Source organism: Micromonospora sp. NPDC002389 (genome assembly GCF_040296095.1).
GTDB lineage: Bacteria > Actinomycetota > Actinomycetes > Mycobacteriales > Micromonosporaceae > Micromonospora.
On sequence record NZ_JBEOWP010000013.1, the window covers coordinates 125,654 to 151,396 of the forward strand.

General features: G+C 72.9%; 23 protein-coding genes, 1 tRNA gene and 2 pseudogenes. 20 read left to right on the forward strand and 6 right to left on the reverse strand.

The genetic code is table 11. From position 1 onward, the window contains the following. The first annotated feature begins 203 nt into the window (after nucleotides 1-203). From ABT008_RS23490 to ABT008_RS23520, 7 genes are all read left to right on the forward strand, one after another. On the forward strand, nucleotides 204-608 hold the full coding sequence (locus ABT008_RS23490; protein ID WP_350698447.1) for a YjbQ family protein: 405 nt from the start codon (nucleotides 204-206) through the stop codon (nucleotides 606-608). A 59-nt stretch (nucleotides 609-667) separates the two neighbouring features. Continuing rightward, nucleotides 668-1,147, forward strand: a complete 480-nt coding sequence (locus tag ABT008_RS23495) for a MarR family winged helix-turn-helix transcriptional regulator (RefSeq protein WP_350698449.1) — start codon at nucleotides 668-670, stop codon at nucleotides 1,145-1,147. Between the two features lie 40 nt (nucleotides 1,148-1,187). Beyond that, nucleotides 1,188-3,815, forward strand: a complete 2,628-nt coding sequence (locus ABT008_RS23500; protein ID WP_350698571.1) for a thiamine pyrophosphate-dependent enzyme — start codon at nucleotides 1,188-1,190, stop codon at nucleotides 3,813-3,815. 114 nt (nucleotides 3,816-3,929) lie between these two features. Further along, nucleotides 3,930-4,367 (forward strand): DUF3052 domain-containing protein, encoded by a 438-nt coding sequence (locus tag ABT008_RS23505; RefSeq protein WP_350698451.1) that lies wholly within the window; start codon nucleotides 3,930-3,932, stop codon nucleotides 4,365-4,367. A 59-nt stretch (nucleotides 4,368-4,426) separates the two neighbouring features. Continuing rightward, entirely contained in the window at nucleotides 4,427-4,891 is a 465-nt protein-coding gene (locus tag ABT008_RS23510) for a peroxiredoxin (RefSeq protein ID WP_350698453.1), read from the forward strand. 87 nt (nucleotides 4,892-4,978) lie between these two features. Continuing rightward, nucleotides 4,979-5,053, forward strand: a tRNA-Val gene (locus ABT008_RS23515). Between the two features lie 818 nt (nucleotides 5,054-5,871). Then, nucleotides 5,872-6,669 (forward strand): alpha/beta fold hydrolase, encoded by a 798-nt coding sequence (locus tag ABT008_RS23520; RefSeq protein WP_350698454.1) that lies wholly within the window; start codon nucleotides 5,872-5,874, stop codon nucleotides 6,667-6,669. 42 nt (nucleotides 6,670-6,711) lie between these two features. On the opposite strand, the gene ABT008_RS23525 is transcribed toward ABT008_RS23520, so the two are convergent. After that, nucleotides 6,712-7,278, reverse strand: a complete 567-nt coding sequence (locus tag ABT008_RS23525; protein ID WP_350698456.1) for a dihydrofolate reductase family protein — start codon at nucleotides 7,276-7,278, stop codon at nucleotides 6,712-6,714. A gap of 80 nt (nucleotides 7,279-7,358) precedes the next feature. Here ABT008_RS23525 and ABT008_RS23530 point away from each other — a divergent pair, with 80 nt between their 5' ends. Both ABT008_RS23530 and ABT008_RS23535 read left to right on the forward strand, forming a co-directional pair. Then, nucleotides 7,359-7,934, forward strand: coding sequence for a TetR/AcrR family transcriptional regulator (locus tag ABT008_RS23530; protein WP_350698458.1), 576 nt, complete (start codon nucleotides 7,359-7,361; stop codon nucleotides 7,932-7,934). A gap of 100 nt (nucleotides 7,935-8,034) precedes the next feature. Beyond that, entirely contained in the window at nucleotides 8,035-9,180 is a 1,146-nt protein-coding gene (locus ABT008_RS23535; RefSeq protein ID WP_350698460.1) for a polysaccharide pyruvyl transferase family protein, read from the forward strand. 42 nt (nucleotides 9,181-9,222) lie between these two features. Here ABT008_RS23535 and ABT008_RS23540 read toward each other — a convergent pair whose 3' ends face one another. Continuing rightward, nucleotides 9,223-9,429: a DUF8847 domain-containing protein gene (locus tag ABT008_RS23540; protein ID WP_350698462.1), complete on the reverse strand. Its 207-nt coding sequence runs from the start codon at nucleotides 9,427-9,429 to the stop codon at nucleotides 9,223-9,225. A gap of 92 nt (nucleotides 9,430-9,521) precedes the next feature. On the opposite strand from ABT008_RS23540, the gene ABT008_RS23545 reads away from it, so the two are divergent. After that, the gene (locus ABT008_RS23545; protein ID WP_350698464.1) at nucleotides 9,522-10,043 is read left to right on the forward strand and encodes a DinB family protein; all 522 of its coding nucleotides are present in this window, start codon (nucleotides 9,522-9,524) and stop codon (nucleotides 10,041-10,043) included. Nucleotides 10,044-10,093: 50 nt separating this feature from the next. On the opposite strand, the gene ABT008_RS23550 is transcribed toward ABT008_RS23545, so the two are convergent. Next, nucleotides 10,094-10,963 (reverse strand): carbohydrate kinase family protein, encoded by an 870-nt coding sequence (locus ABT008_RS23550; RefSeq protein WP_350698466.1) that lies wholly within the window; start codon nucleotides 10,961-10,963, stop codon nucleotides 10,094-10,096. Nucleotides 10,964-11,079: 116 nt separating this feature from the next. Here ABT008_RS23550 and ABT008_RS30510 point away from each other — a divergent pair. The 3 genes and pseudogenes from ABT008_RS30510 to ABT008_RS23560 form a co-directional block, all read left to right on the forward strand. Next, a pseudogene (locus ABT008_RS30510) lies at nucleotides 11,080-11,842 on the forward strand (serine/threonine-protein kinase); the annotation flags it as partial. A 143-nt stretch (nucleotides 11,843-11,985) separates the two neighbouring features. After that, a pseudogene (locus ABT008_RS23555) lies at nucleotides 11,986-14,439 on the forward strand (DEAD/DEAH box helicase); the annotation flags it as partial. After that, entirely contained in the window at nucleotides 14,436-15,401 is a 966-nt protein-coding gene (locus ABT008_RS23560) for an SWIM zinc finger family protein (RefSeq protein ID WP_350698469.1), read from the forward strand. The pseudogene ABT008_RS23555 and the gene ABT008_RS23560, both read left to right, overlap by 4 nt. A gap of 12 nt (nucleotides 15,402-15,413) precedes the next feature. On the opposite strand, the gene ABT008_RS23565 is transcribed toward ABT008_RS23560, so the two are convergent. Both ABT008_RS23565 and ABT008_RS23570 read right to left on the reverse strand, forming a co-directional pair. Further along, nucleotides 15,414-15,671 carry a DUF3040 domain-containing protein gene (locus ABT008_RS23565; RefSeq protein ID WP_350698471.1) on the reverse strand — a complete coding sequence of 86 codons (258 nt, stop codon included), beginning with the start codon at nucleotides 15,669-15,671 and terminating at the stop codon, nucleotides 15,414-15,416. A gap of 435 nt (nucleotides 15,672-16,106) precedes the next feature. Next, complete coding sequence (locus ABT008_RS23570; protein WP_350698473.1) at nucleotides 16,107-16,352, reverse strand: hypothetical protein; 246 nt, start codon at nucleotides 16,350-16,352, stop codon at nucleotides 16,107-16,109. A gap of 48 nt (nucleotides 16,353-16,400) precedes the next feature. Between ABT008_RS23570 and ABT008_RS23575 the strand changes: the two genes are divergently transcribed. The 5 genes from ABT008_RS23575 to ABT008_RS23595 are packed head-to-tail and all read left to right on the forward strand — an operon-like array spanning nucleotide 16,401 to nucleotide 22,398. Continuing rightward, the gene (locus ABT008_RS23575; protein ID WP_350698475.1) at nucleotides 16,401-18,227 is read left to right on the forward strand and encodes a DUF1800 domain-containing protein; all 1,827 of its coding nucleotides are present in this window, start codon (nucleotides 16,401-16,403) and stop codon (nucleotides 18,225-18,227) included. A gap of 20 nt (nucleotides 18,228-18,247) precedes the next feature. Continuing rightward, nucleotides 18,248-19,615: a DUF1501 domain-containing protein gene (locus ABT008_RS23580; protein WP_350698477.1), complete on the forward strand. Its 1,368-nt coding sequence runs from the start codon at nucleotides 18,248-18,250 to the stop codon at nucleotides 19,613-19,615. Beyond that, a complete protein-coding gene (locus tag ABT008_RS23585; RefSeq protein ID WP_350698479.1) occupies nucleotides 19,612-21,021 on the forward strand; it encodes a ferredoxin reductase family protein in 1,410 nt (469 codons plus the stop codon). Before ABT008_RS23580 ends, ABT008_RS23585 begins: the two co-directional genes overlap by 4 nt. Nucleotides 21,022-21,040: 19 nt before the next feature. Continuing rightward, nucleotides 21,041-21,625 (forward strand): FMN-binding protein, encoded by a 585-nt coding sequence (locus tag ABT008_RS23590; RefSeq protein WP_350698481.1) that lies wholly within the window; start codon nucleotides 21,041-21,043, stop codon nucleotides 21,623-21,625. 50 nt (nucleotides 21,626-21,675) lie between these two features. Continuing rightward, complete coding sequence (locus ABT008_RS23595; RefSeq protein ID WP_350698573.1) at nucleotides 21,676-22,398, forward strand: FAD:protein FMN transferase; 723 nt, start codon at nucleotides 21,676-21,678, stop codon at nucleotides 22,396-22,398. 316 nt (nucleotides 22,399-22,714) lie between these two features. Here the strand turns inward: ABT008_RS23595 and ABT008_RS23600 are convergent, their stop codons facing one another. After that, nucleotides 22,715-23,386 (reverse strand): bifunctional DNA primase/polymerase, encoded by a 672-nt coding sequence (locus ABT008_RS23600; RefSeq protein WP_350698483.1) that lies wholly within the window; start codon nucleotides 23,384-23,386, stop codon nucleotides 22,715-22,717. 251 nt (nucleotides 23,387-23,637) lie between these two features. Between ABT008_RS23600 and ABT008_RS23605 the strand changes: the two genes are divergently transcribed. Then, nucleotides 23,638-24,867 carry a helix-turn-helix domain-containing protein gene (locus ABT008_RS23605; protein WP_350698485.1) on the forward strand — a complete coding sequence of 410 codons (1,230 nt, stop codon included), beginning with the start codon at nucleotides 23,638-23,640 and terminating at the stop codon, nucleotides 24,865-24,867. A 13-nt stretch (nucleotides 24,868-24,880) separates the two neighbouring features. Continuing rightward, on the forward strand, nucleotides 24,881-25,453 hold the full coding sequence (locus tag ABT008_RS23610; protein WP_350698487.1) for a flavoprotein: 573 nt from the start codon (nucleotides 24,881-24,883) through the stop codon (nucleotides 25,451-25,453). Nucleotides 25,454-25,743: the final 290 nt, after the last annotated feature.

The window sequence follows — 25,743 nt, forward strand, 5'->3', positions numbered from 1 at the left end:
GTGTGGGATAGGTCTCTAGCGCCATCCTGCCCCGTCGTGGCACTCGCCGTCACGTCCACCCGGCGCAAGGGCGACGCTCGACACACGTACCGACCAGTAACTTCAGGTCGCCGCGCAGGCCGCGACGGGTCGTAGACGATCTTGCCAGGAAACGCTCCCGAGCGCGCCGGTACAAGATCTCGTAACCGGGCAGAATGAGGGGTATGCGTAGTGAGGTGATCAGCATCCGGACCGGTTCCCGGCCGACCGTCCGGGACATCACCGCCGAGGCCGAGCAGTTCCTCGCCGGGCAGGGCGACGGACTGCTGCACGTGTTCGTGCCGCACGCCACCGCCGGGGTGGCCGTCATCGAGACCGGCGCCGGCTCCGACGACGACCTGCTCACCGCGCTGGACGCTCTGCTGCCCACCGACGACCGGTGGCAGCACCGGCACGGGTCGCCCGGGCACGGCCGCGACCACGTGCTGCCCGCCTTCGTCGCCCCCTACGCGACGCTGCCCGTGCTCGGCGGCCGGCTCGCCCTCGGCACCTGGCAGTCGGTCTGCCTGGTCGACACCAACGGCGACAACACCAGCCGACAGGTCCGCTTCTCCTTCCTGCCCGGCTGACCACCACGCCGGCGTAACGGCGGAGCTGCCCGAATCCGGCCGGAACGTAGAATCCGACCATGCTGCGACCACCCGTCACCCTGGTCGGCCCGGGTGGGGCCGACCGCTCCCGGGTGGCCGGCGACACGGTCCGGCGGATCATGCACGTGGCCGCCGCCCTGCGGCACCACCAGGACACCGAGATCGCCGCACTGGGGCTGACTCCGGCGGTCGCCCGCGCACTGTACGAGCTGGACCCGGATCACCCGCTGCCCGCCCGCGAACTGGCCGGGCAGTTGCGCTGCGACCGGTCCAACGTGACCGCGCTGGTCGACAAGCTGGAGCGGGCCGGGCTGGTGGAGCGCCGCGCCGACCCGGCCGACCGGCGGCAGCGGACGCTGGTGGTGACCGAGGCGGGCCGGCGGATGCGGGACCGGGTCCACGAGGTGCTGTCCGACTCACGACTGCTGGCCGGGCTCAGCACGGAGGAGCTGGCGGTCCTCGGCGAGCTGGTCTGGAAGGTCTCCGACGGCGGCTGCCCGGAGCAGTTCGGCGTCTGAGGCCGGTCGGTCGGGTGGGCGAGGCGTGCCTCGGTCGGTAATGCTGTCGGACGTGACCACCCCGCAGGATCTCGACGACCGGTTCCGGGAGGCCCTGGCCGCCCTCGCCGCGCCGGGGCGCCGCGCCGACCCGGCACAGCCGGTGGCCGACGGTGCCACGCTGACCGGCGCAGAGCTGTTGGACCTCTTCGACGCCCAGGTCACCAGCCGCCAACTCGACCTCGCCGGGCGCTGGCTCCGCAGCTTCGGTGAGGGCTACTACACGATCGGTTCGGCCGGGCACGAAGGCAACGCCGGGGTCGCTGCGGCGCTGCGCCCCACCGACCCGGCCCTGCTGCACTACCGCTCCGGCGCGTTCTACTGCGTACGGGCCGCTCAGGTCGCCCGCAACGCGGAGCCCGACACCGACCGGAAGTCCGACGCGGACCCGGCCGGAGGCGGCGACGGCCGAACCGCGAACGCGTTCGCCACGCCGCCTCCGTCGACCGTCGGCGCGACGGGCGACCCCGGACGCGCCGAGGGCACCACACCGGTGGACGGCGATCCGGGTTCGGCCGAGGGCACCGTACCGACCGAGGACGATGTCGAACCGGCTGAGGAGGTCGAAGCGCCCGCGGATGATGTCGACCCGGCCGGCGGTGCCGAACCCGCCGAGGGCGCTGCGGTGCCGGGGACGGCGGGTGGCGGGTCGGTTGGCGCGCGGGCGGTGGACCCGGGGTACGCGGACGCGGCCCGGGACGTGCTGCGCGGGATGGTGGCCTCGCGGGAGGAGCCGATCGCCGGGGGCCGGCACAAGGTCTTCGGTCGGGCCGACCTCGCCGTCGTGCCGACGACCTCGACGGTCGCCTCGCACCTGCCCCGGGCGGTCGGCATGGGCCTCGCGGTGGAGCGGCTGCGTCGGCTGGAGACGCGGCAGGAGCCGACCTGGCCGGGGGAGACGCCGGCGGCGACGTGGGCACCCGACGCGATCGTGGTCTGCTCGTTCGGGGACGCCTCGATCAACCACGCCAGCGCCACCGCCGCCTTCAACACCGCCGGCTGGTACGACCACACCGGCCTGCGCATCCCGGTGTTGTTCGTGTGCGAGGACAACGGTCTGGGACTGAGCCTGCGGTCCCCGCAGGGCTGGGTGGCGACGGCGCTGCGGTCGAAGCCGGGGGTGCGGTACTTCGCCGCCGACGGCACGGACCTGGTCGAGACGTACGAGGTGGCGGTCGAGGCGGCGGCCTGGGTACGGCGGCACCGGCGTCCGGCCGTCCTGCACCTGACCACGGTGCGGTTGATGGGGCACGCGGGCGCGGACGCCGAGAGCGCGTACCGGTCGGCCGGGGAGATCCGTGCCGACCTCGACCGGGATCCGCTGGTGGCCACCGCCCGACGACTCGTCGAGGCGGGCCTGGCCAGCGGCGCGGAACTGCTGGACCGCTACGACGAGATCGGCTGGCGGATCCGTCGGCTGGCCGAGGGGGTGCTCGACGAGCCGAAGCTGGCCAGCCCGGCCGAGGTGGTCGCCCCGCTGGCGCCCCGCCGACCGCTGCGGGTGGCCCGTGCGGTGGCCGAGGCGGGCGACCGGGCGGCCGGTCCGGGCGCGGGCGCGCGGGTCGAGGCGTTCGGCGGCAAGCCGCCGGAGCTGGTCGGCCCGCTGACGCTGGCGCAGAGCATCAACGCCGCGCTCACCGACGGGCTGCTCGACCATCCGCAGATGGCCGTCTTCGGCGAGGACGTCGCCGCCAAGGGCGGGGTGTACGGGGTGACGAAGGGCCTGCGGGACCGGTTCGGTGTCGCCCGGGTCTTCGACACGTTGCTCGACGAGACCTCGATCCTGGGCCTGGGGCTCGGTGCCGGGCTGGCCGGGATGCTGCCGGTGCCCGAGATCCAGTATCTGGCGTACCTGCACAACGCCGAGGACCAGTTGCGTGGCGAGGCGGCCACGATGAGGTTCTTCTCGCAGGGCGCGTTGCGCAACCCGATGGTGGTGCGGGTGGCCGGGCTGGCGTACCAGGAGGGTTTCGGCGGGCACTTCCACAACGAGAACTCGGTGGCGGTGCTGCGCGACGTACCCGGGCTGGTGGTCGCCGTACCCGCGCGACCGGACGACGCGGCGGCGATGCTGCGGACCTGCCTGGCGAGCGCGGCGGTGGACGGCAGTGTCTGTGTGTTCCTGGAGCCGATCGGGCTCTACCACACCCGCGACCTCTACACCGACGGCGACGGGGAGTGGCTGGCCGGGTACGCCGAGCCGGGCGCGTGGGCGGGCGCACACGTGCCGGTCGGGCGGGCCCGGGTGTACGGCGTCGGCTCGGCCGAGGACGTCACCATCATCACGTTCGGTAACGGCGTACGGATGTCGTTGCGGGCCGCTTCGGCGCTGGCCGACGAGGGCGTCGGCACCCGTGTGGTGGACCTGCGCTGGCTGGCCCCGCTGCCGGTGGCCGATCTCATCCGGGAGGCCACCGCGACCGGCCGGGTGCTGGTGGTGGACGAGACCCGGCGCTCCGGCGGGGTGGGTGAGGGAGTGCTGGCCGCCCTGGTCGATGCCGGTTATGTCGGTGCGGCACGACGGGTGGCAGCAGTTGACTCATTTGTACCATTAGGTCCGGCTTCCCGTCAGGTCCTGGTGTCCGAGGAGGCCATCACCCAGGGTGCCCGTACGCTGCTGGCACGGTAAATTTCGTTCCACCCGGTGCGCCACTTGCGCCGGAGGGCACAACTGTGTGGACTTTGCCTGACGGCGTTCGAGGGGACGCCGCGAACTCGCCACGAGATGAGGAGGCACGCGACAGTGAGCGCGACCGCTGGTCAGGCTGCCGACGGGGTACGCAGCCTGGCGGACCGGTTCGGCATCGAGCCGGGGATGGTCGTCATGGAGATGGGTTACGACGACGACGTCGACTCCGATCTCCGGGACGCCCTGACCGACCGTTGTGGTGATCTGGTCGACGAGGACACCGACGAGGTGGTCGACGCGGTGCTGGTGTGGTACCGCGACGGCGACGGTGATCTCTTCGAACTCCTCGTCGACGCCCTCGGCCCCCTGGCCGACAACGGGGTCGTGTGGCTGTTGACGCCCAAGGCCGGCCGTGACGGGCACGTGGAACCGAGTGAGGTCGCCGAGTCGGCACCGACTGCGGGCCTGCAACAGACCTCCACCATCAACGCCGGCAAGGACTGGAGCGGGGCGCGTCTCGTGCTGCGCCGAGGCGCCAAGGGCAAGAAGTGACCCTGCTCAGCGGTGTGACAGGCTGAGGCCGACCCGACCTGACTCCCGAAGGAGCTCGCATGCCGATCGAGGTTGGTGCCGAGGCGCCGGACTTCGTGCTGAAGGACCAGAACAACCAGGAGGTACGGCTCGCCGACTTCCGTGGCCGGCGTACCGTCCTGCTGGTCTTCTACCCGCTGGCCTTCACCGGCATCTGCCAGGGCGAGCTGTGCGAGGTGCGGGACAACCTCGACGAGTACGTCAGCGACGACGTCCAGGTGCTCACCGTCAGCGTCGACTCGGTGTACGCCCACAAGATCTGGGCGGACCGCGAGGGCTACCAGTTCCCGCTGCTGTCGGACTTCTGGCCGCACGGTGCCGTCGCCCAGGCCTACGGCGTCTTCAACGAGGTCGCCGGCATCGCCAACCGGGGCACCTTCGTCATCGACAAGAACGGTGTGGTCCGGTTCGCCGAGATGAACATGCCGGGCGAACCGCGCGACCAGCACGGGTGGCGCAAGGCCCTGGCCGAGGCCAGCGCCTGACCCGTCCCGAACGGTGGTAACCGTCCGTCCGGGCCGTTGGGCGGCAGGGTAGGCTTGCCACCCGCCGGCTCGGCCGGACGGTGTCCCGGGCGCGTAGCTCAGCGGGAGAGCACTCGCCTTACAAGCGAGGGGTCGCAGGTTCGAAACCTGCCGCGCCCACCAGATCGAACGACGGCCCGGAGACCAGTTCTCCGGGCCGAGTCCGTATCGGCGGTTGCGAGCCGGCCGCGTGACGAGCGACGGCGCATGAACGTCCATGGTGACGATCGAGATCGAGGTATATGTTCTGGATGTGAGCCGGTGGCGGGGTGTAGTGACGGCGGTTGCTTGTGGCCTGGCAGGGGGCCTTCTATTCGTGTTGCTGGCCCCCAGTAGTGATCACCCGGTGGTGTTGTACGTCGTCTGGGCGCTGGTGTGGACGCCCTTGTTCTATTGGTTCGTGCTCCGGCCGGCTATGCGGAATGAGCGATGGACGAAAGTCGCTCGCTCGGATCGCCGTACGGCAGAGCAGCGCGGCGACAACACACCGGGACTCTCCGAACCGTGACGGTATGGGCGGACACGCGTCGTCGTCTACGGCGAACCCGGCGCTCTGAATACAGACCGGCCGAGCGCTGGGCCCGTTAGGCAGACGTCGAGGTCGCCGACGTGCGGTTCGGATACGAGAATGCACGTCGGCGGCGACCTCCTTGGTTCCTAGTTCGGCGCCTGTCGAGCTGAACCGTTTGCGCTATCGCACCTCCGGGCGCGGGGCGCCGCAGGCCGGGACCATCCCACGCGATCCGTCAACGCTCTCAGCTCGACAGGCGCCCAACGGGGTGTCGACCAGGTCCCGAGCACCAGCCGGGCGCGGGCGCGGGCGGATCACTCGTCGACCGCGTGATGACAGGGTGCGGTCTCGGGCAATCGGAGCCGAGCCGGACGGGTGCCGCGTACCGTCGTCGTCGGGTCGGTGCCGACGCGGACAGGGAGGGGCGCGAGTGGGCTACGCCGAGGTCGCCGACGTGCGGTTCTGGTACAAGACACACGGCACCGGGCGGCCGTTGGTGCTGCTGCACGGCGGGTTCGGCGCGGTGGAGACCTTCGCCGCGATCCGGCCCGCGCTGGCGCAGCGCCGCCGGGTGATCAGCGTCGACCTGCCGGGTCACGGACGCACCGCCGACGTCGACCGTCCGATGCGGTACGAGTCGATGGCCGACGACGTGGCCGCGTTGATTGGTCACCTGGGCCTGGGCCCGGTCGACGTGCTGGGCTTCTCTCTCGGCGGCGGGGTCGGCCTGCGGATGGCGGTCCAGCACCGGCAGATGCTCCGCCGACTGGTGGTGGTCTCCGCGCCGTGCCGGCGTCAGGGCTGGTTCCCGGAGGTGCTCGCCGGGATGCCGGAGCCCGACGAGGCGGCGGGCGAGCGGATGCGGGGCATCCCCGCGTACGAGCTCTATCGGCAGGTCGCGCCCCGTCCCGAGGACTGGCCGAAGCTCTGGGCGAGGACCGGTGAGCTGCTGCGCCGCGAGTACGACTGGTCGGCGGAGGTGGCCACGCTGACCACGCCCACCCTGCTGGTCTTCGCCGACGCCGACTCGATCCGTCCCGCGCACATGGTGGAGTTCTTCGGCCTGCTCGGCGGCGGCCACCGTGACGCCGGCTGGGACGGCAGCGACCGGCCGGACGCCCGTCTGGCCGTCCTTCCCGGGCTCACCCACTACGACATCGTGGACTCGCCCGCCCTGCCGGCGGTGGTGCTCCCGTTCCTCACCCACGCCCTGAACACCCCGGACTGACCGCGCCGCCGACACCTCGCCGACTTGCCCGGCCAGCCCTCTTTACCGGGTGTAGCGCAGCATGACCACGCCCGCGCCGATGGGGGTGGCGTCGACCAGGGTGAAGTGCTGCAGGTCGAACGAGCGGTCGGCGAGCGGGATGCCGCTACCGGCGACGATCGGGTTGACCTTGACCATCAGTTCGTCCACCTCGGGCAGCAGTTGGCCGGCGAGCTGGCCGCCGCCGCAGAGCCAGATGTCGCCGCCGGACTGTTGCTTGAGGCCGCGGACGAAGGCGACGGCGTCGTCGGAGACGATCTCCACCGCCGGGTCGTCCGACGGCGGCAGCGAACGGGCGAAGACGTACTGCTTCAGGTGGGCGTACGGGCTGGCGATGCCGAGCTTCAGGGCTGGTTCGTAGGTGGCCCGGCCCATCAGGACGGTGTCGAACCGGCCCTGCGGGCTGTCGATGCCGAGCTGTGCGTGGGCGAAGGTCGGGAAGGTCTGCGGCCAGTGCGTGGCGAGGTGTTGCGCCACCTCGGGGTCGGGGCCGAAGAAGTCGAACGCCCCGTCGGGGGCGGCGATGAAGCCGTCGATCGTGCTGGCGACGTAGTAGACGAGCGATCGCAAACCGGTACTCCAATCACTACGGATGTTGTGGTTGTCGCCAAACTACAACACCTGTCGTGGTTGTTGCTAGGGTGTTCCCCATGGCACGCAACCCCGAGCGACGGGCGGCCCTGGCGGACGCCGGGCTGCGGGTACTGGCGGCGCAGGGCGCGCGGGGGCTCACCCACCGGGCCGTCGACACCGAGGCGGGCGTACCGGTCGGCACCGCCTCCAACTACTTCCGCTCCCGGGACGCCCTGCTCGGCGCGCTAGGCGAGCGGATCTTCGAGCGTTTCGCCCCCGACGAGACGGTGGTGGCCGGACTGGCCGCCCGGGAGCCCTCCACGGCGCTGCTCACCGACTACGTCCGGTACATCGTCGAGCGGACCACCCGGCAGCCGGAACTCACCCGTGCCCTGATCGAGTTGCGCCTGGAGGCGGCCCGTCGGCCCGACCTGGCCCGGATCCTCGGGGCCACCCTGCGGCAGGGTTACCGCGACGACGTCGCACATCAACTGGCCGCCGGGCTGCCCGGCGGCGCGTTCGAGGTGGCCCTGCTGCGCTACGCCGTGGACGGGCTGCTGCTCGACCTGCTCACCCCTTCGATCGACGCCGGGTTCGACCCCGACGACGTGGTCGTCGCCCTGGTGTCCCGGTTGTCCGCCGCGCCCTCCTGAACCCCGATCGCCGCTCGGGCGGTGCCCCCAGCGCGGCGAGGACTGTTCGCCGGTGCAGCGGGAAGACGTCGATGCGGACGCACCTGGGGAGGAGCGACGGATGACGCGTGCCGGACTGACCATCGGCGTGCTCGGCTCGTACGGCGGGCGCAACCTCGGTGACGAGGCCATCCTCACCGGCCTGCTGGCCGACCTGCGGGAACAGGAGCCGAACGCCCGGATCATCGTCTTCTCACGGAACCCGGCGCACACCGCGGCGGCGCACCCGGACGTCGAGGCGGTGCCGTGGGAGGGGGTCAGCCGCACCGACTCCGCCCTGGTGCTGTCGCAGCTCGACCTGCTCATCCTGGGCGGCGGCGGCATCCTCTACGACAAGGAGGCCCGTCGCTACCTGCGCGTGGTGCGGGTCGCCCAGGAACGCGGCCTCCCGCTGCTCACGTACGCGGTGGGGGTGGGTCCGCTCAGCGAGATGGTGGACACCGGGATGGTGCGGGAGACGCTGGCCGGCGCCACCCAGGTGACCGTCCGCGACCAGGAGTCGCGGATGGTGCTGGAGGAGGCCGGACTGCTCAACCCGATCACCGTCACCGCCGACCCGGCGTTCCTGCTGGAACCGGAGGACTTCCCGGCGGACCTGCTGCGCGAGGAGGGCGTCCCGGCGGGCAAGCGGCTGGTCGGCATGAGCGTACGGGAGCCCGGTCGGGCCGCCGAACGGCTCGACGTCGACGGCTACCACCGGCTGCTGGCCCAGATCGGCGACTTCCTGGTGCACCGGATCGACGCGCACGTGCTGTTCGTTCCGATGGAGCGCGACGACATCCGGCACTCGCACGGGGTGCTCTCGCACATGATCGCCGCCGAACGCGGACGCATCCTGCACGGCACCTACTCGCCGCAACAGGTACTCGGGCTGATGCGCCACTTCGACCTGGCCGTCGGCATGCGGCTGCACTTCCTGATCTTCGCCGCGATGATGGGTACGCCGTTCCTGCCCCTGCCGTACGCCGGAAAGGTCTTCGACCTGGCCCAGCGGCTCGGGGTGCCGGCGCTGCGCGGCGTGGAGCGGGAGGTGGAGGGGCCGCTGCTGGCCGAGGTCGACCAACTGTGGGACGAGCGTGACCAGCGGCGGGAGACCACCGCCCAGCGGGTCGCCCAGGTCTGCGAGGAGGCCCGGGGCACCTCGCGGGTCACCCGGTCGGTGCTGGAGAGCCTGCGCACCCGTTCCCTGGTCGAGGTCGGCGCCTGACCTGTGTGTTCGGTTGGTGGGCCGCGTCGTGCGCCGGGTGGATCAGACGGCCGGACCGCGCCAGCAGTAGCGCCACTGCTGGCTCTGGGCGTCGACCGACTCCAGCTCGTAGATGTCTGCCCCGGCCAGGCCGCCCGAGCCCAGGTGGTGGTGGGTCAGCGGGGGACGGCCGTTGGGGTCCAACTCGACGGTGACCTGCTGTCCGTCCGCCTCGCCACCTACCAGCGGGATCTCAACCGAGGATGCCATGCGCCCATCCTGCCCCGCCCGCCGCCGCCGTGCAGCGGATAGCCGGGGCGCGGGGGACAGCCGACGGGGCGGAACGGGGCTAGTGTCCGGTCATGGCGGAGATCGCGATAGACCCGACGCTCGGCCCGGTCGTCAACCGGGTGGCCGGCGAACGGGAGATCCTCGAATCGTTCCTCGACTTCCACCGGGCGGTGCTGCTGCGCAAGCTGCGCGGCCTCGCCGACGCCGACGCGGCCCGTCGGCTGCTGCCCTCGGCGACCACGGTCGCCGGGCTGGTCAAACACCTCACCGAGATCGAACGCAACTGGTTCCACATCCTGCTCGACCCGGCACCGGGCGAGGTGTTCCCGACCTCGGAGGAGGCGGCGCTGGCCAGCTTCACCCTGAGCGAGGCGGACACGGTGGAGAGCCTGGCCGCCGACTACGAGCGGACGTGTGACCGGTCGCGGGAGATCGCGGCCCGCTTCGACCTGGACCACGTGGTGCCGCAACCGCAGCTCGGTGAGGTGTCGCTGCGCTGGATCCTGGTGCACATGATCGAGGAGACCGCTCGGCACGTCGGGCACGCCGACATCCTTCGGGAACTCACCGACGGCACCACCGGCGCCCTCTGACCGTCGCCCACGGTCGGACAACGCGCGCGGCACCGACGGCCGGGCGGCCGTCAGGGCAGGGGGAGCAGCCCGGGCGGGTACTCCATACCGTCGTGGGTGCAGGCTGCGGCGGCCACCTGGGCCGCGTACCCGGCCGCCTCTGCCCAGGTCGCACCCCGCGACCGGGCCGCGACGACCCCGGCGGCGAAGGCGTCCCCGGCGCCGTTGGTGTCGATCACCGGGCCGGGCGGCACGGCGGCCGGCACCCGGTGCACGCGGCCGCCGAGATGCAGCTCCGCGCCGTCGGCGCCCCGTGTGACCAGCACCGGGCGCGGTGCGAACGTGGCGGCTGTTGCCGCCGCCCGGTCGCCCAGCGCCGCGCCGCTGACCAGCACCAACTCGGCGACCTCGGCGAAGGGCCGGTGATAGGGGTTGCGTCCGTCCCAGTCGTGCAGGTCGGTGGAGCTGCTCACCCCCTCGGCCAGACGGTCGGCGAGGGCGGGCAGCAGGTCCCGGACCCAACTCATGATCGACAGATGGACGTGGGTGGCGTCCTCGACCAGCGCCGCCACCCGCTCCATGCGGAACGGCGCGGGACCGTCCGAGGCCCGGGGGTCGTACAGCGACATCCGGCGTCCGGTGGGGTCGACCAGGTTCACCGAGCGGCGGGTACCGGCCGGGTCCTCGGCCAGCACGGCGGGTACGCCGGTCCGGGCCAGCGCGGCGCGCACCACGTCCCCGGCCGGGTCGGCGCCGACCGTGTCGATCACCGCCACCCGCAGCCCGAGCGCGTGCGCGGCGAGGAGCACCCCGGCACCCGTGTTGCCGATCCGCAGGTCGATCGGGTCGACAGTGACCGAGTCGAGAACCGGCAGCGGCAATCCGGGCACCCGCACCCGTACGTCGACACCGAGTCCACCGATCACCAGAAGGTCGTACATGGCGTCGACGGTAGCCGTGCGGTGGCGCCTAAGCTGTCCCGGTTGTTAGCAGGGGACCCCTCCTCTACCGGAGGCGTTAGCAGGGGTCCCCTCCTTACCCGACGAGGGGGCGTGGCGTGCTGGTCGTGCACGGGGTGTGGCTGCCTGGTCGCGGTCTCGCCGTCTGGGCCGAGGACAGCACCCGGGACCCGGAGGCACCGCGCCGACCGGGGCGGGCACCCCGGGAACGGCCGCACCCGTTCGCCGCCGACCACGCCGCGCTGACCGCCGTCGTGGGCGAGGCCGCCGAACCGGCCGACCTCGGCACCGCGTTGCTGAGCCTGCCCACCCGGGGCGGCTCGCCGCTGGACTCGCCGGAACTGGTCCGGACCACCGTCGTGGCACCGGCCCGGGGCCGGGTCGCCCTGGCCGGTTGGCGGGTGCCCGTGCTGGCGTACGGCCCGGACGCCGCCCTGGTGCTGCTACGCGGCCTCGACGGCGTGTCCGCCGTACCGGGTGCCGCCCTGCGACACCTGGCCGAGGTGGCCGCCTTCGCCGTCGACCTGGCCGGCCGGGGCCGCGTCCTGCCCAGCCTCGCCGCCCCGCCGACCCCTCACCCGGCCTCCCCGGCCCGCGAGGCCCACCAGGCCCACCAGGCCCACCAGGCCCACCAGGCCCACCAGGCCCACCAGGCCCACCAGGCCCACCAGGCCCACCAGGCCCGACGACGGTCCACTGCCCGGACCGGGTCGACGGCGGCCGGCGTCGGGCGACCGGGAGACGGCGTAGCCGCGCGTGCGGTGTGGCGTCCGCTGCTCACCGGCACCGACGCGGCCTGGGCGCGGTCGTTGGCGCTGGCCCTGCCGCCGGTCGCCCGCGCGGTGGTCGAGACGGACCTGCCCGCCCTGCCGGGGCCCGGCGGTGCCGTCGGTTCCCCGGGGCGCCGGACGAGCGGCTCGGCGCGCACCGCCCGGCGTAAGAGTGAAGAGGGGTCCCCTGCTCTACCGGAGGCGTTAACAGGGGGCCCTTCCTTACATCTGGGGGACGCGCTGGATGTGGTGACCGACGCGGCGGTGCGGGCGGCGCTGCCGGAGACCGCGCTGGCCAAGGGCGTACGCCCCGGCACGGCGGTGGCGTCCTGGCTCGGCGCGCTGACCGGGCCGCACCGCGAGTTCACCGCCGAGCCGGCGGCGCTGGACCTGCTCCGGTCCGAGCTGGACGCCTGGCAGCGGGACGCCGCGGGCGGGACGGTACGGGCGAGCTTCCGGTTGGTGGAGCCGTTGACCGAGGAGGTGTCCGGCCCGGTGACGGTGGTGCCGCTCGACCTGGAGGCGGCGGTGGCGGACCCGGGCGGGTGGCGGGTGGAGTTCGGGCTGCGCGCGGCCGACGAGTCGGGTCTGCACGTCGACGCCGGTCAGGTGTGGCGTGGCGGGGGCGGCACCGTCGCGGGTGCCCATCCGCAGGAGACGTTGCTGGCCGAGCTGGGCCGGGCCAGCCGCCTCTGGCCGGAGCTGGACACGGCGCTGCGGACCGCCACCCCGGAGGCGCTGGAGTTGGACGCCGACGGGGCACACCGGTTCCTGTGCGAGGGTGCGCCGATGCTGCACGCCGCCGGGTTCACGGTGCTGCTGCCGTCGTGGTGGCGGCGGCCCGCGTCGCGGTTGGGCGCGCGGCTGCGCGCGGGCTCGCGGGCCGCGCCCGGCACGGTCAGCGGCCCGACCGACCGGGTCGGGCTGGACGCCCTGGTCGACTACCGCTGGGAGGTGGCGCTCGGCGACCATCCGTTGACCGAGGAGGAGTTGGCCCGGCTGGTCGAGGTGAAGACGCCGCTGGTGCGGCTGCGCGGCCAGTGGGTCGAGCTGGATCCGAAGCGGCTCGCCGCCGGTCTGCGCCTGTTGCGGTCCACCGGCGAGCTGACCGTTGCCGACCTGCTGCGGCTCGGGCTGGCCGACGGTACGCAACCGGACGCTCTGCCGGTGCTGGAGGTGACCGCCGACGGGGCGTTGGGTGACCTGCTCGCCGGGTCGGTGGAGCGTCGGCTCACGCCGCTGGACCCGCCGCCGTCGTTCCACGGCACGCTGCGGCCGTACCAGCGGCGCGGGCTTGCCTGGCTGGCGTTCCTCCAGTCGCTGGGGCTCGGCGGGGTGCTCGCCGACGACATGGGGCTGGGCAAGACGGTGCAGTTGCTGGCCCTGCTGGCCGGTGACCCGGCCGAGGCCGGGCCGACCCTGCTGGTCTGCCCGATGTCGCTGGTGGGCAACTGGCAGCGGGAGGCGGCCCGGTTCGCCCCGGAGCTTCGCGTACACGTGCACCACGGCGCGCAGCGGGCGCGGGGCGACGACGTCGGTGCCGCCGCGCAGGAGGCGGACCTGGTGCTCACCACGTACTCGGTGGCGGCGCGGGACGCGGTGGACCTGGCCGGGGTGGACTGGCACCGGGTGGTGCTGGACGAGGCGCAGGCGATCAAGAACGCCGCCACCCGGCAGGCCGAGGCGGTGCGGTTGCTGCCCGCCCGGCACCGGCTCGCGGTCACCGGTACGCCGGTGGAGAACCGGCTCGCCGACCTCTGGTCCATCATGCAGTTCGCCAATCCGGGGCTGCTCGGTCCGGCCGCGACCTTCCGCAAGCGGTTCGCCGAGCCGATCGAGCGGCACGGCGACGCCGACACCGCCGAGCGGCTGCGCCGGATCACCGGCCCCTTCGTGCTGCGCCGGCTCAAGACGGACGCGTCGATCATCTCGGACCTGCCGGAGAAGCTGGAGATGGAGGTCGTCTGCAACCTCACCGCCGAGCAGGCGGCGCTCTACCGGGTGGTGGTCGACGACATGATGGCCCGGATCGAGTCCTCCGACGGCATCGAGCGGCGGGGCCTGGTGCTGGCCACGATGACCCGGCTCAAGCAGGTCTGCAACCATCCGGCGCAGTTGCTGCGCGACGGTTCCCCGCTGGACGGACGCTCCGGCAAGCTGGCCCGGTTGGCGGAGATCCTCGACGAGGTCCTGGCGGCGGGAGAGAAGGCGCTGCTGTTCACCCAGTACGCCGAGTTCGGCGGGATGCTGCGCGGTCACCTGGCGGCCCGGTTCGGCCGGGAGGTGCTGTTCCTGCACGGCGGGGTCGGCAAGGCCGAGCGGGACGAGATGGTGGCCCGCTTCCAGTCCGACGACGGGCCCGCCCTGTTCGTGCTCTCCCTCAAGGCCGGCGGGACGGGCCTGACGCTGACCGCCGCCAACCACGTGGTGCACGTCGACCGGTGGTGGAATCCGGCGGTGGAGGACCAGGCCACCGACCGGGCGTTCCGGATCGGGCAGCGTCGACGGGTCCAGGTCCGCAAGTTCGTCTGCGCCGGCACGGTGGAGGAGAAGGTCGCCGCGCTGATCGCCGAGAAGCGCGGCCTGGCTGCCTCGGTCGTCGGCACCGGTGAGCAGTGGATCACCGAGTTGTCCACCACCCAGTTGCGGGAGCTGTTCGCGTTGGAGGCCGGGGCGGTGGCCGAGTGACCGAGGGCAGGTTCGCCGACTACGGTCCGCCGCGTCGGGTCGACGGCGGGCTGCGCGCCCGCAGCACCCGGGGCGCCATCGGGGTGTCCTGGTGGTCGCGGCGGTTTCTGGAGGTGCTGGAGTCGTTCGCGCTCGGCACCCGGCTCACCCGGGGCCGGGCGTACGCACGAGCCGGGCAGGTGGTACGCCTCGACGTCCACCCCGGACGCGTGGACGCGGTGGTGCAGGGCTCACGACCTCGGCCGTACCAGGTCCGGGTGGCGTTCCCGCCGTTTCCGGCCGGCCTCTGGACGCGGATCGAGACGGAGTTGGCCGCCCAGGCGTTCTTCAGCGCCCGGCTGCTCGCCGGTGATCTGCCGGCCGAGCTGGAGGAGTTGCTCGCCACGCTCGGCGCACCGCTGTTCCCCGCTGCGGTGACCGACCTGGAGCAGCACTGCTCCTGCCCGGACGCGGCGGTGCCCTGCAAACACCTCGCGGCCACGTTCTATCTGCTGGCCGAGGCGTTCGACGCGGACCCGTTCGCCCTGCTGCACTGGCGCGGCCGCAGCCGGGACGACCTGCTCGCCCGGCTGCGCGAGCTGCGCGGCACCCCGACCGGGTCCGTCCACGTCGGCGAACCACCCGGGGCGACCGCCACCGCCCGGCAAACAGGCACCCCGACAGCAGGCACCCCGACGGCAGACGGCCCCGCAGCGAACGGTGCTGCCGACCGGTCGTCCGGCGGCGACGCGGGTCTCCCGGCGGCCGGTGCGGCACGGGTCCTCACCGATCTGCCGGCCCCGCCGCTCGCCGAGACGGTCGACCGGTTCTGGTTGCCGCCGGTGCCGCTGCCGGACCGCCCGCCGAGCCTGGCGAGCCGGCCGGACCTGTTGTTGCGGCAACTCGGCGCACCCGCACCGGCGATCGGCGGGCCGGGTCTGGCCGAGCGTCTGCGCCAGGCGTACCGGCAGCTCGGCGAGTGAACGGACCGCCGGTCAGACCCAGCGGTGCCGGTACCGCCACATCAGGGCGGTGTTGACGACCAGCAGGACGGCGTACACCGCCCCGGCCAGTCGGCCGGCGAGTACGGTCGTGGCCGGCAGGGCCGCCCACAACACGATGGTCATCAACAGCAGCAATCGGCCGCGTCGCATCCGGGAGCGGTTGTCGAGCCGGGCGAAGAACGCCGGATCGCTCTCCCGGAGATTGCGGGTGATCTGCTCGAAACGGCGTTGGTCCTCTTTGCTGAGCATGTGCCTTCCCCTCACGCGTTCAGCAACGGCGCGGCGGAATACCCACTGCGGAGACGACTCACGCTCTCTTGCTGGTCCTACTTTGGCCGGTCCGGTCGCCCGCACTGGCGGGAGCGCGGCGCAAGAGCGGAGGAAGGGCGGCGGGAGCGCGTCCGGACGCCTGAGCGCCGCCTTAGTCCTGCCTTAAATCTGCCTGTGGGGTCGAACCGGTCCGACGTCGACCGGGCAGGTGGGATTGTCACGTACGGTAAGTGGCTCGGGTCGTCCGTGCTGCTCGCGAGGTGCGTACCCGGGTGACCGGTGCGGGAGGCGACATCCGTTCGCATTGAGCGTTGCCTTAAGTCGCCCAGGGCGGGCCCGACGGCCTGTCTTGTCGGGTCACATGCCGCTGACTACCTTGCCGGGGCAACCCCCTCCGGCAGCAGTCGTCGCACCTCACCACCCCCGCTCGGCCGTGAGCGCGACGCTGGGTAGAAACGGGAACGGTGTATGGCCGACCAGCATGTGCCACCCCGCCGCGACGAACGCGGACAGGACCCCCGCCCGTACCCCCGATCCCGCCAGCCCCACCCGCATCCCGAACCCCGGCCGCACCACGTCCCCCCGCACCCCCAACCCCGGCAGCACCCGGCCGACCCGTATGCCGCACCCCGGCAGCACCCGGTCGACCCGTACGGCCATGACGGTCGCCCGCAGTGGATCGGGCCGGACGGACACGGGGTGCCGCCGATGCCGGTGGGCGGACCGCCCGATGCGGACGGTGACGACGACGGTGGTCGGCGGGTCGGCCGGCGTCGGGCGCTGGCCGCGCTGGGCGGTACCGCCGCCGTGGTCGCCGGTGGCGCGGCCCTGGCGATGACGCCGCAGGTGCGCGGCCTCTTCGGCGACGGCGCGGCGGTGGCCGGCGACGCCACCGGGACCACCACGACCGACGGTACGCCGGCGCGTCCCAGCGGGCAGCGGCCGAGCACGGTCCGCACCTACACCGAGCAGAACGAGAGCTACATGGGCTCCCGCGCCGGTGAGGTGCTGAAGAAGAACGCCCCCACCGGCGGTCGGGTCTACTCCGGCCCGGCGCAGGCCGCGGCGGAGACCAAGGTGACCGTCAAGACGGTGCTCAGCAAGGACCCGGCGGTGCACCTGGCCCGCCGGTTGACCTTCGGGCCGACCGCCGCCGTGCTCGCCGAGATCAAGCAGCGCGGCATCGACGGCTGGGTGCGCTGGCAACTGGAGCCGGAGAAGATCGCCCCGACCCGGGCCGAACTCAAGCTCGCCGAACTGCCCACCCTGAACCTCTCGGTCAAGGAACTGCGCGAGCAGCGGGACCAGCTCAACGAGCGGGGCGCCCAACCGGAGCGGGAGATGGTGGACGCCACCGTCGCCCGGCAGATCTGGTCGGACCGCCAACTGTTCGAGGTGATGGTCGACTTCTGGAACGACTTCCTGCACGTCGCCGCCGAATTCGACGGCGGTGAGGTATACCGCAACTCGTTCGACCGGGACGTGGTCCGCAAGCACGCGCTGGGCAGCTACCCGCAGATGCTGCTGGCCGCCAACCGGCACCCGGCCCTGCTGCTCTATCTCAACCAGGTGGACTCCCGGGCGGACGCGGTCAACGAGAACCTGGCCCGGGAGAACCTGGAGTTGTACTCGGTCGGTGTCGACGGCGGCTACACCGAGGCCGACGTCCGCCAGGCCGCGCTGCTCCAGACCGGCCGGGGCGTCCAGGACGGCGCGTACGTGTTCCGCCCCGACCGCCACTACGTCGGCAAGGTCAAGATCCTCGGCTTCCGCCACGCCAACGACTCGGCGGACCCGAAGCGGGCCGAGGCGGCGATCGACGCGTACCTCACCCACCTCGCGTTGCACCCGTCCACCGCGAAGTACGTGGCACAGAACCTGGCCGTCCGGTTCGTCTCGGACACCCCGCCGAAGTCCCTGGTGGACCGGTTGGCCAAGACCTACGGCGCGAACCATGGCCAGATCAAGCCGGTGCTGATGACGTTGTTCAGCTCCTCGGAGTTCTGGGCGGCGGTGGGGCAGAAGGTACGCCGCCCGCTGGAGTACCTGGTCGCCACGTACCGCACCCTCGGCGTCTCCCCGGACGCGGCACCGAACCACGACAACGGCGACAACCGCCGCACCCCGTACGCGCGTGGCCTGCGGCAGGTCTCCGACAAGCTGCGCGAGCTGGGCCACCATCCGATGGGCCAGCCCACCCCGGACGGCTACCCGGACGTCTACGTGGCGTGGACGTCGGCGGGCACGATGGTCAACGGCTGGAACGAGGCGAACGAGCTGCTCGCCGCCAACCGCACCGTGTTCACCCACACCCGGCCGGAGAAGCTGGTGGCCGACCCGCCCGCCACCGCCGGGGCGTATGTGGACGCGCTGGCCCGACGGCTGGTCCGGCAGAAGCTGTCCGACCGGGAACGGGCGCTGATCCTCGACGTGGCCGGGGTCTCCGCCGGCACGAGGGTCGACGCGAACTTCGACGGGGCGATCGCCGCCGTCGCGCGGGCGATCCTCGCCTCCCCCCAGCACCACCTCCGCTGAGGCACCCGATGGAGGAGCCCGTGTACTCGTACCCCCTGCACCCGGAATGCCCCGACGTGCGGCGACTGGCCGACAACCCGGCCGAGGCCCTGCTACGGGCCGAGGCCGACGTGGTGGCCGCCGAGAACGCCGCCGAGGCGGACCGTTACCGGCGGCTGGAGGAGCTGGAGGAGGCCCAGCAGGACGGACGCGGGGTGACCCGGCGGACCTTCGTCGCCGGTGCCGCCGCCACCGCCACCGCGCTGGCCACCGCCCAGTTCGTGACCACCTCGGCGTCGTTCGCCGCCACCAAGACCGGCACGCTCGTGCACGTCTTCCTCTACGGCGGCCTGGACGGGCTCAGCCTGGTCGCGCCGAACGACGACCCGGTGCTCGACCGGGCCCGCCCGGACCTGCTGCTGCCCGACGACTCGCTGGCGCTCGGCCGGGGCTTCAAGCTGACCAGCGCGTTCCGGCCGCTGGAGCGGTGGTTGCGCGCCGGGCAGCTCGGCTTCGTCCCGGGCGTCTCCGACGAGCGGCTGTCCCGCAGCCACTTCCAGGCCGCCGACGCCTGCAACCTCGGCGGGCTGCCCGGCGAGACCGGCGGGCGGGGCTGGTTGGACAGCCTGGTCGACGCGCTCGGCAAGGGCACCGCGTTCCGCAGCGTCGGTGTCGGCAGCACGCTGCCCCGCTCGCTGGTCGGCAACAACGGGGCCATCTCGCTGAACAGCGTCGGCTCGTTGCGCCTCGCCGGTGACGAGCGGTACCGGGAGGCCACCGAGAAGGCGATCCGGGGCCTGTTCACCGGCATCAACCACCCGGTCGAGGAGGCGGTGCGCTCCGGGCTCGGTGCGCTGGCCACCGCGCGCCGGCTCTCCGCCGAGCCGTACCGGCCGGCCGAGGGCGTGGAGTACCGCGGCGTCGGCTTCGCCTTCCAGCAACTCGCGCAGCTCATCAAGGGCGGCGCGAACGTCCGGGTGGCCACCGTCGGCATGGGCGGGTACGACACCCACGAGAACCAGGGGACCCGTGACGGCGGGCAGCTCTATCGACGGCTCAACGAACTGGCCGCCGCGCTGGCCGCGTTCTTCACCGACCTCGGTGACGCCGCCGACGACGTGACCGTCATGGTGTCCAGCGAGTTCGGGCGGCGGGTCGCCTCCAACAGCGGCGGCACCGACCACGGGCACGGCGGGGTGGTGACCATCCTGTCCGGCCGCAAACTCGCCGGTCCGCTGCTCGGCACCTGGAACGGATTGAACGCACTCGACTCCGGAGACGTCCCCGAGTACAACAACATGTTCAACGTCTACGGCTCGGTGGCCCAGGGCCGGTTCGGGCTCACCAACGCGGAGGTGGACAAGATCTTCCCCCGGATGAAGTACGCCCCGATGAAGCTGTACGCGTGACCCACCACGCGTACGCCGACCGCCGGTCCGGGCCACCGCCCCGCGCCGACGGTCGTCCGCCCGCGCCGTCGCTGCCGGTGGCGACCCGACGCGGGCCTGCCGGTCGGCGGCTGCTGACCGGGCTGTTCCTGGTCGGTCTGGTCGCCAGCGTGCTGCCCTGGTGGTTCGACACCCCGGCCGGTTCGCTCACCGACGCCACCGCGATAACCACCGCCGCCGGTCAGATCACCGGCCTGCTCGCCGGCTACCTGCTGCTGGTGCAGGTGCTGATGATGAGCCGATTGCCGGTGCTGGAACAGGTGGCCGGCGGCGAGCGGATCGCGGCGTGGCACCGGGACCTCGGGGTCACCCTGCTGGTCGCGGTGCTCGCGCACACCGCCTTCGTCCTGGTCGGCTACGGCGGTCTGACCGGTCGCTCGCCGCTGGACCAGGCCGGGGTGATGCTGCGCGAGTACCAGGACATGGTCTCCGCGTTCGCCGCCGCCGGTCTGCTGGTGCTGGTTGGGCTGACCAGCGTCCGGGCGGTACGCCGGGCGTTGCCCTACGAGCTGTGGCACGCCACCCACCTGGCCGGGTACGCGGTGCTGCTACTCGGCTTCGCGCACCAGTTCAGCAACGGCACCCAGTTGTTCCGCCCCGGCCCGGTCCGCACCGGCTGGATCGCCTGCTACGGGCTGGTGGTCGCCGCCCTGGTGTGGGGGCGGCTGGTCGGGCCGATGGTGTTCAACCTGCGGCACCGGCTGCGGGTCGCCGACGTGGTGGCGGAGAGCCCGGACACCGTCTCGATCTATCTGACCGGCGCCCGGCTGGACCGGCTGGACCTGCTCGGCGGGCAGTTCTTCCGCTGGCGTTTCCTGACCCGGGGCTGCTGGTGGCAGTCGCACCCGTTCTCGGTCTCCGCCGCCGCCAACGGCCGCTGGTTGCGGCTGACCGTCAAGGTGGTCGGCGCGTACACCCGGGACCTGCGTGACCTCGACCCCGGCGTACGGGTCTGGGCGGCGGGACCGTCGGGCACCTTCACCGCCGCGCACCGGGTCCGCGAGCAGGCGCTGCTGATCGCCGGTGGCAGTGGCATCACCCCGCTGCGGGCGATGCTGGAGGAGTTGCCGCCCGGCGCGGCGCTGATCTACCGGGCCCGCACCCCGGCCGACGTGCTGCTGCACCGGGAACTGGACTGGCTGGCCCAGGCCCGGGGCGTGCGGATCTGGTACGTCGTCGGTTCCCGCGACGACCCCGGCCCGCGTCAGGTGATGTCGCCGGACGGGTTGCGCCGGCTGGTGCCGGACGTGGCCCGACGCGACGTCTACCTCTGCGGCCCGCCCGGCCTGGTCGAGCAGAGCCGGCGGCTGCTGCGCCGGGTCGGCGTCCCACGCCGCCAGATCCACGTCGGCACCTTCGAGCTCTAGGCAGAGGAGTACCACCCCGATGCGTCGCGCGTTGTTCGCGATCACCGGCCTGGCCGCCAGCACCACCGCGATGGTGGTGCTCAAGGCCGCCCCGGGCACCGGCCAGGTCGCCCAGGAGCCACCGCCCGGCACGGCACCGACCACGGACGGGCCCCCGCCGCAGGTCGACGTCGAGTCGGCGGCGCCGAGCCGTGAACCCCGCGCCTCCCGGTCACCGAAGCCCGCACGCAGCACCGAGGCCCCGGCGAGGCGTACCGACCCGTCCGACGCCGCCCGGACCCCCTCGGCCCCCCGCACCACCACCGCCGCCCCACGGCCCACCACCCGGAACGTCACCGGGCCGGTGGTCGGCAACGAGTTCGGCAACGTGCAGGTCCGCATCACCGTGAACGGCAGCCGCATCGTCGACGCCACGGCGCTGGAACTGCCGGAACGGACCGCCCAGTCCGAGCACCGCAGCGACCTGGTCGACAGCCGGTACAGCGGCGTCGCGGGGCTGGTGGTCGCGCGGCAGAGCGCCGACCTGGACACCGTCTCCGGGGCGACCGCGACGAGCGAGTCCTACCGACAGTCCCTCCAGGCCGCGATCGACCGGGCCCGCTGATGGCCGCCGGCACCGCGACCCGCCCCGGCCTGCGCCGGGTCGAGCACGTCATGGGTACGCCGATCAGCCTGGACATCGCCGACGACCTGCCCGCCGCCGAGCTGACCCGCCTCGCCGACGAGGTGTTCGGCTGGCTGCGCGAGGTGGACGCGCGGTTCAGCACCTATCTCCCGGACAGCGAGGTGTGCCGCTTCGAGCGGGGTGAGCTGCTGCTCTCCGAGGCGTCGGCGGACCTGCGGCGGGTGCTGGAACGCTGCGCCGACCTGTGGGGCGACACCGACGGCTTCTTCGACGCGTACGCCACCGGCGGGCTCGACCCGTCCGGGTACGTCAAGGGCTGGGCCGCCCAGGTGGCCTCGGACCGGCTGCTCGCCGCCGGTGCGGTCAACCACTGCGTGAACGCCGGTGGGGACGTGCGGGTGCGCGGTCGCTCGTCGACCGGGCGACCGTGGCGGATCGGGGTGCGGCACCCGTGGGACCCGTCGGCGGTCTGCCTGGTGCTGACCGGCACCGACCTGGCGGTGGCCACCTCCGGGGTCTACGAACGCGGTCACCACGTGCGCGACCCCCGGCGGGGCGCACCGGCGAAGGGCCTGCGGTCGGTGACCGTGGTCGGGCACGACCTGGGGCTGGCCGACGCGTACTCGACCGCCGCGCTGGCCATGGGGGTGACCGGCATCGGCTGGGTGGACCGGTTGCCGGGGCACCGGCACGCGGTGGTCACCGAGGACGCCCGCTGCCTGCGCTCCACCGACCTGCCGTTGGCCGACTGACCGGTGGGACGGGCGATCAGGGCCAGCGGGCCGGTCGGTGCAGGATCGCGGGCCGGGAGCCGAGCGGCCGGGGACGTCCGGGGCGTGAACCCGGTGGTCGGGTGGCCGCCCAGCGGCGTCCGGGCCGGTGCCGGCGAGGCGGTTCGGCCCCGCCCTGGTGCTGCTCCGTGTGGTCGGTGGACATCGGATCCCCGCTCCCGGCGCGGGCGCGCCGTCGTGGTGCTCAACGAGCAATTCCCGCCGGGCGTCGCTGTCTGGTACCCCACCGAGTCGTCAGGCGCGGCTCAGCGACCCCGTCGAGGCACCGGCGGGCGGCTCAGCGGCCGCGCCGGGGCAGCGGCAGGTGGCCCGGGACCAGCGCGGAGGTCAGCGTGACGCCGGTGGCCCGCAACTCGTCGACGAGCGTGTTCTGCACCAGGTACGAGTCGGGGAGCTGCCAGCGGGCCTGCTCCGGCGCGACCGCCCAGCGGACCGGCCCCTCGGGCAGCCGGGTGGGTGGGGCCGGCACCCACGATCCGGGCCCGTGCCGCACCACGTGGAAACAGTGCTCCAGCTCGGGGCGCAGCGGGTCACCGGGGCGGACCAGGAACATCCAGCGTCCGATCGGGGTGACCAGCACCGGTCCGCGCACGCCGGGACCGACCGGGTGCGACCGGACCGCGTCGAGCACCCGTCGGCCCAGGTGGGCGGCGACCTCCAGCACGTCGAACGCGCGGCCGGTGGGCAGCAGGATGCCGTGCGGGCGGGACCGCCACCAGGTGGCCACCCGGGCCGGGTCGGCGCTGGCCGCGTGCTCCCAGTCCTCCAACGCGGGGTGGCAGCCGACCGTCGGGCAACCGGCCCGGCCGCAGACGAAGCGGCTGCGCGCCAGGCAGGCGCCGGGGGTCACCTCCCAGCCGTGCAGCGCGTACCGCACCGCGACGCGGCGCAGCCGGACCCGCTCCAACGGCGACAGTCGTGCCACGCTCGGTGCGACATTCCCCCACATTGGTGCCATCTCCCCTCGCCGGGCCGACCGGCACCAGCACATACGTCGAACAGCGTCACTGCCGTGGTCGGCGATCGTTTATTTGACAAAGTGGCCGATGCAACTTGCACGAAAAGTACGAGGATCGGCCGTACGGCTGACGCACAAGCAGTGCGACCAGCGAAAACCTGACGTACGGATGGATGGCCGCACCTGCGGATCAGCCCCCGGCTCCTGGCCAGGGCTCCAGCAGCAAGGGGAGGACTGGCGACATGGACGAACTGCCCATCGGGCGGCGGGTGGCCTACTGGCGCGGGCGACGCAAGATGTCGCAACAGGTCTTCGCCGACCGACTGGGCAAGTCCAAGAGCTGGGTCGACAAGATCGAGCGCGGCGTACGGCGGCTGGACAAGTTCTCCGTGCTCTACGAGATCGCCGACATCCTCCAGATCGACGTGCAGCTGCTGCTCGGCAAGGACCCTGAGCGGCGTACCGACACGATGAACTGCATCGACCAGGTCGAGGTCGAGGAGATCCGGGCCGCCCTGGAACGGTACGACTCGATCAGCGCCTACTTCGACGCGAAGCCGGACCCGCCGCCGCTCGCCGACATGGGCAAGGCCGTCACCCACGCCTGGCTCACCTACCAGTACGGCCGCTACGGCATGCTGACCCGGGCGCTGCCGAAGCTGCTGCGCGACGCCCAGGCGGCCGACGCCGCGTACGGCGGTGAACAGGCCCGACGCGCCGCGAACCTGCTCGGGCAGGTCTATCAGATCGCCTCCTCGGTGCTGCGCAAGCTGGGGGAGTGTGACCTGTCCTGGCTGGCCGCCGACCGCTCCATCGCGGTCGCCCAACGCGCCGACGACCAACTGCTCGCCGGGATCGCCACCACCCGGGTCTGCAACGCCCTGCTCGCCATGGGACGCCCCCGCTCCGCGCTGGAACTCAACGTCCGCATCGCCGACCGGATCGCGCCGGGCGGCGGCAACGACAGCAAGGCCGACCGGGTCTCGGTCTACGGGATGCTGCTGTTGCAGGGCGCGATGGCCGCGGCGCGTACCGGCGATACCTCCACCTGCGCGGACCTGCTCGCCGGCGCCCGCGACGCCGCCATCGAACTCGGCAGCGACCAGAACCACTACTGGACGTCGTTCGGGCCGACCAACGTCGAGCTGCACCGTGCGGCGGCTGCCGTCGAGCTGGGCGACGGCGGGCGGGCCGTCGAGATCCACCGCACCCGGATCGTCAACCTGCCGTTCGACGCCATGCTGCCCGAACGCCGCGCCCATCACCTGCTCGACCAGGCCCGCGCCTACAACCAGATGGGCGACATGGCCAACGCCGGGGAGATGCTGCTGCGCGGCGACCGGCTGGCGCCGTCGGAGATCCGCTGCCGTCCGATCGCCCACGAGGTCATGTCCGAGGTCCTGCGTCGCACACGGGGTGCGCCGCCTTCTCCGATCGCGGAGTTGGCTGAGCACATGGGAGTAGGAGTATGACTTCGGAGCCGGCATGACCGGTTCGCACCGCCACGACGGGCACCAAGAGGTGCTGTACATCATCGCCTGCGGTTCGCCGTTGGCCCGAGACGTGGGCCGGCTCGTCGAGCTGGCCCAACAGGACGGCTGGGACGTCTGCGTGATCACCACGCCGGACGGCGCCAAGTTCGTCGACCGCACCTCGCTGGCCCGCCAGACCGGCCACCCGGTGCGTACGCACTACAAGAACCCGGGGGATCCGGACGTCCTGCCGTCGGCCGACGCCATCATCGTCTGCCCAGCCACCGTCAACACGGTCAACAAGTGGGTGGCCGGCATCGCCGACACCCTCGCCCTCGGGTTGCTGGTGGAGGCACAGGGACGGGGCGTACCGCTGGTCGCCGTGCCGTACACCAACGCGGCGATGGCCGCCCACCCGGCCTTCCGCACCGGGATCGCCCGACTGGCGGAGTGGGGGGTGACCGTGCTCTTCGGCGACGACGTCTTCCCCCTGCATCCGCCCGGGACCGGAGAACGCCATCAGCACACCTTCCCCTGGGCCCTGCCGCTGACCGCCCTGCGCGACCAGCTCTGCCGGACCGGGTGAACCTCGGGCGGGTGGGGTGAAAGGAAGGGCACCTTATTAACGCCTCCGGTAGTACAGGGGTCCCCTGCAATCACCCCACCACCCCGGATGCCGCAACCCTCAGCCCGGGCCGTGGCCACCGCCACGGCCCGGGCACCGTCCCCCACCACCCCGCGCCGGGAGCCCGCCAGTCGGGAGCGTGCAGTCGGGAACGTGCCGACCCGGGAGCGTGCCGACGCCGGGAGCACGTCCGTCGGAAGCGCCGACGCCGGGAGCTGCACGCCGCGAGCGCCGAGGCCGGGAGCCGTCCG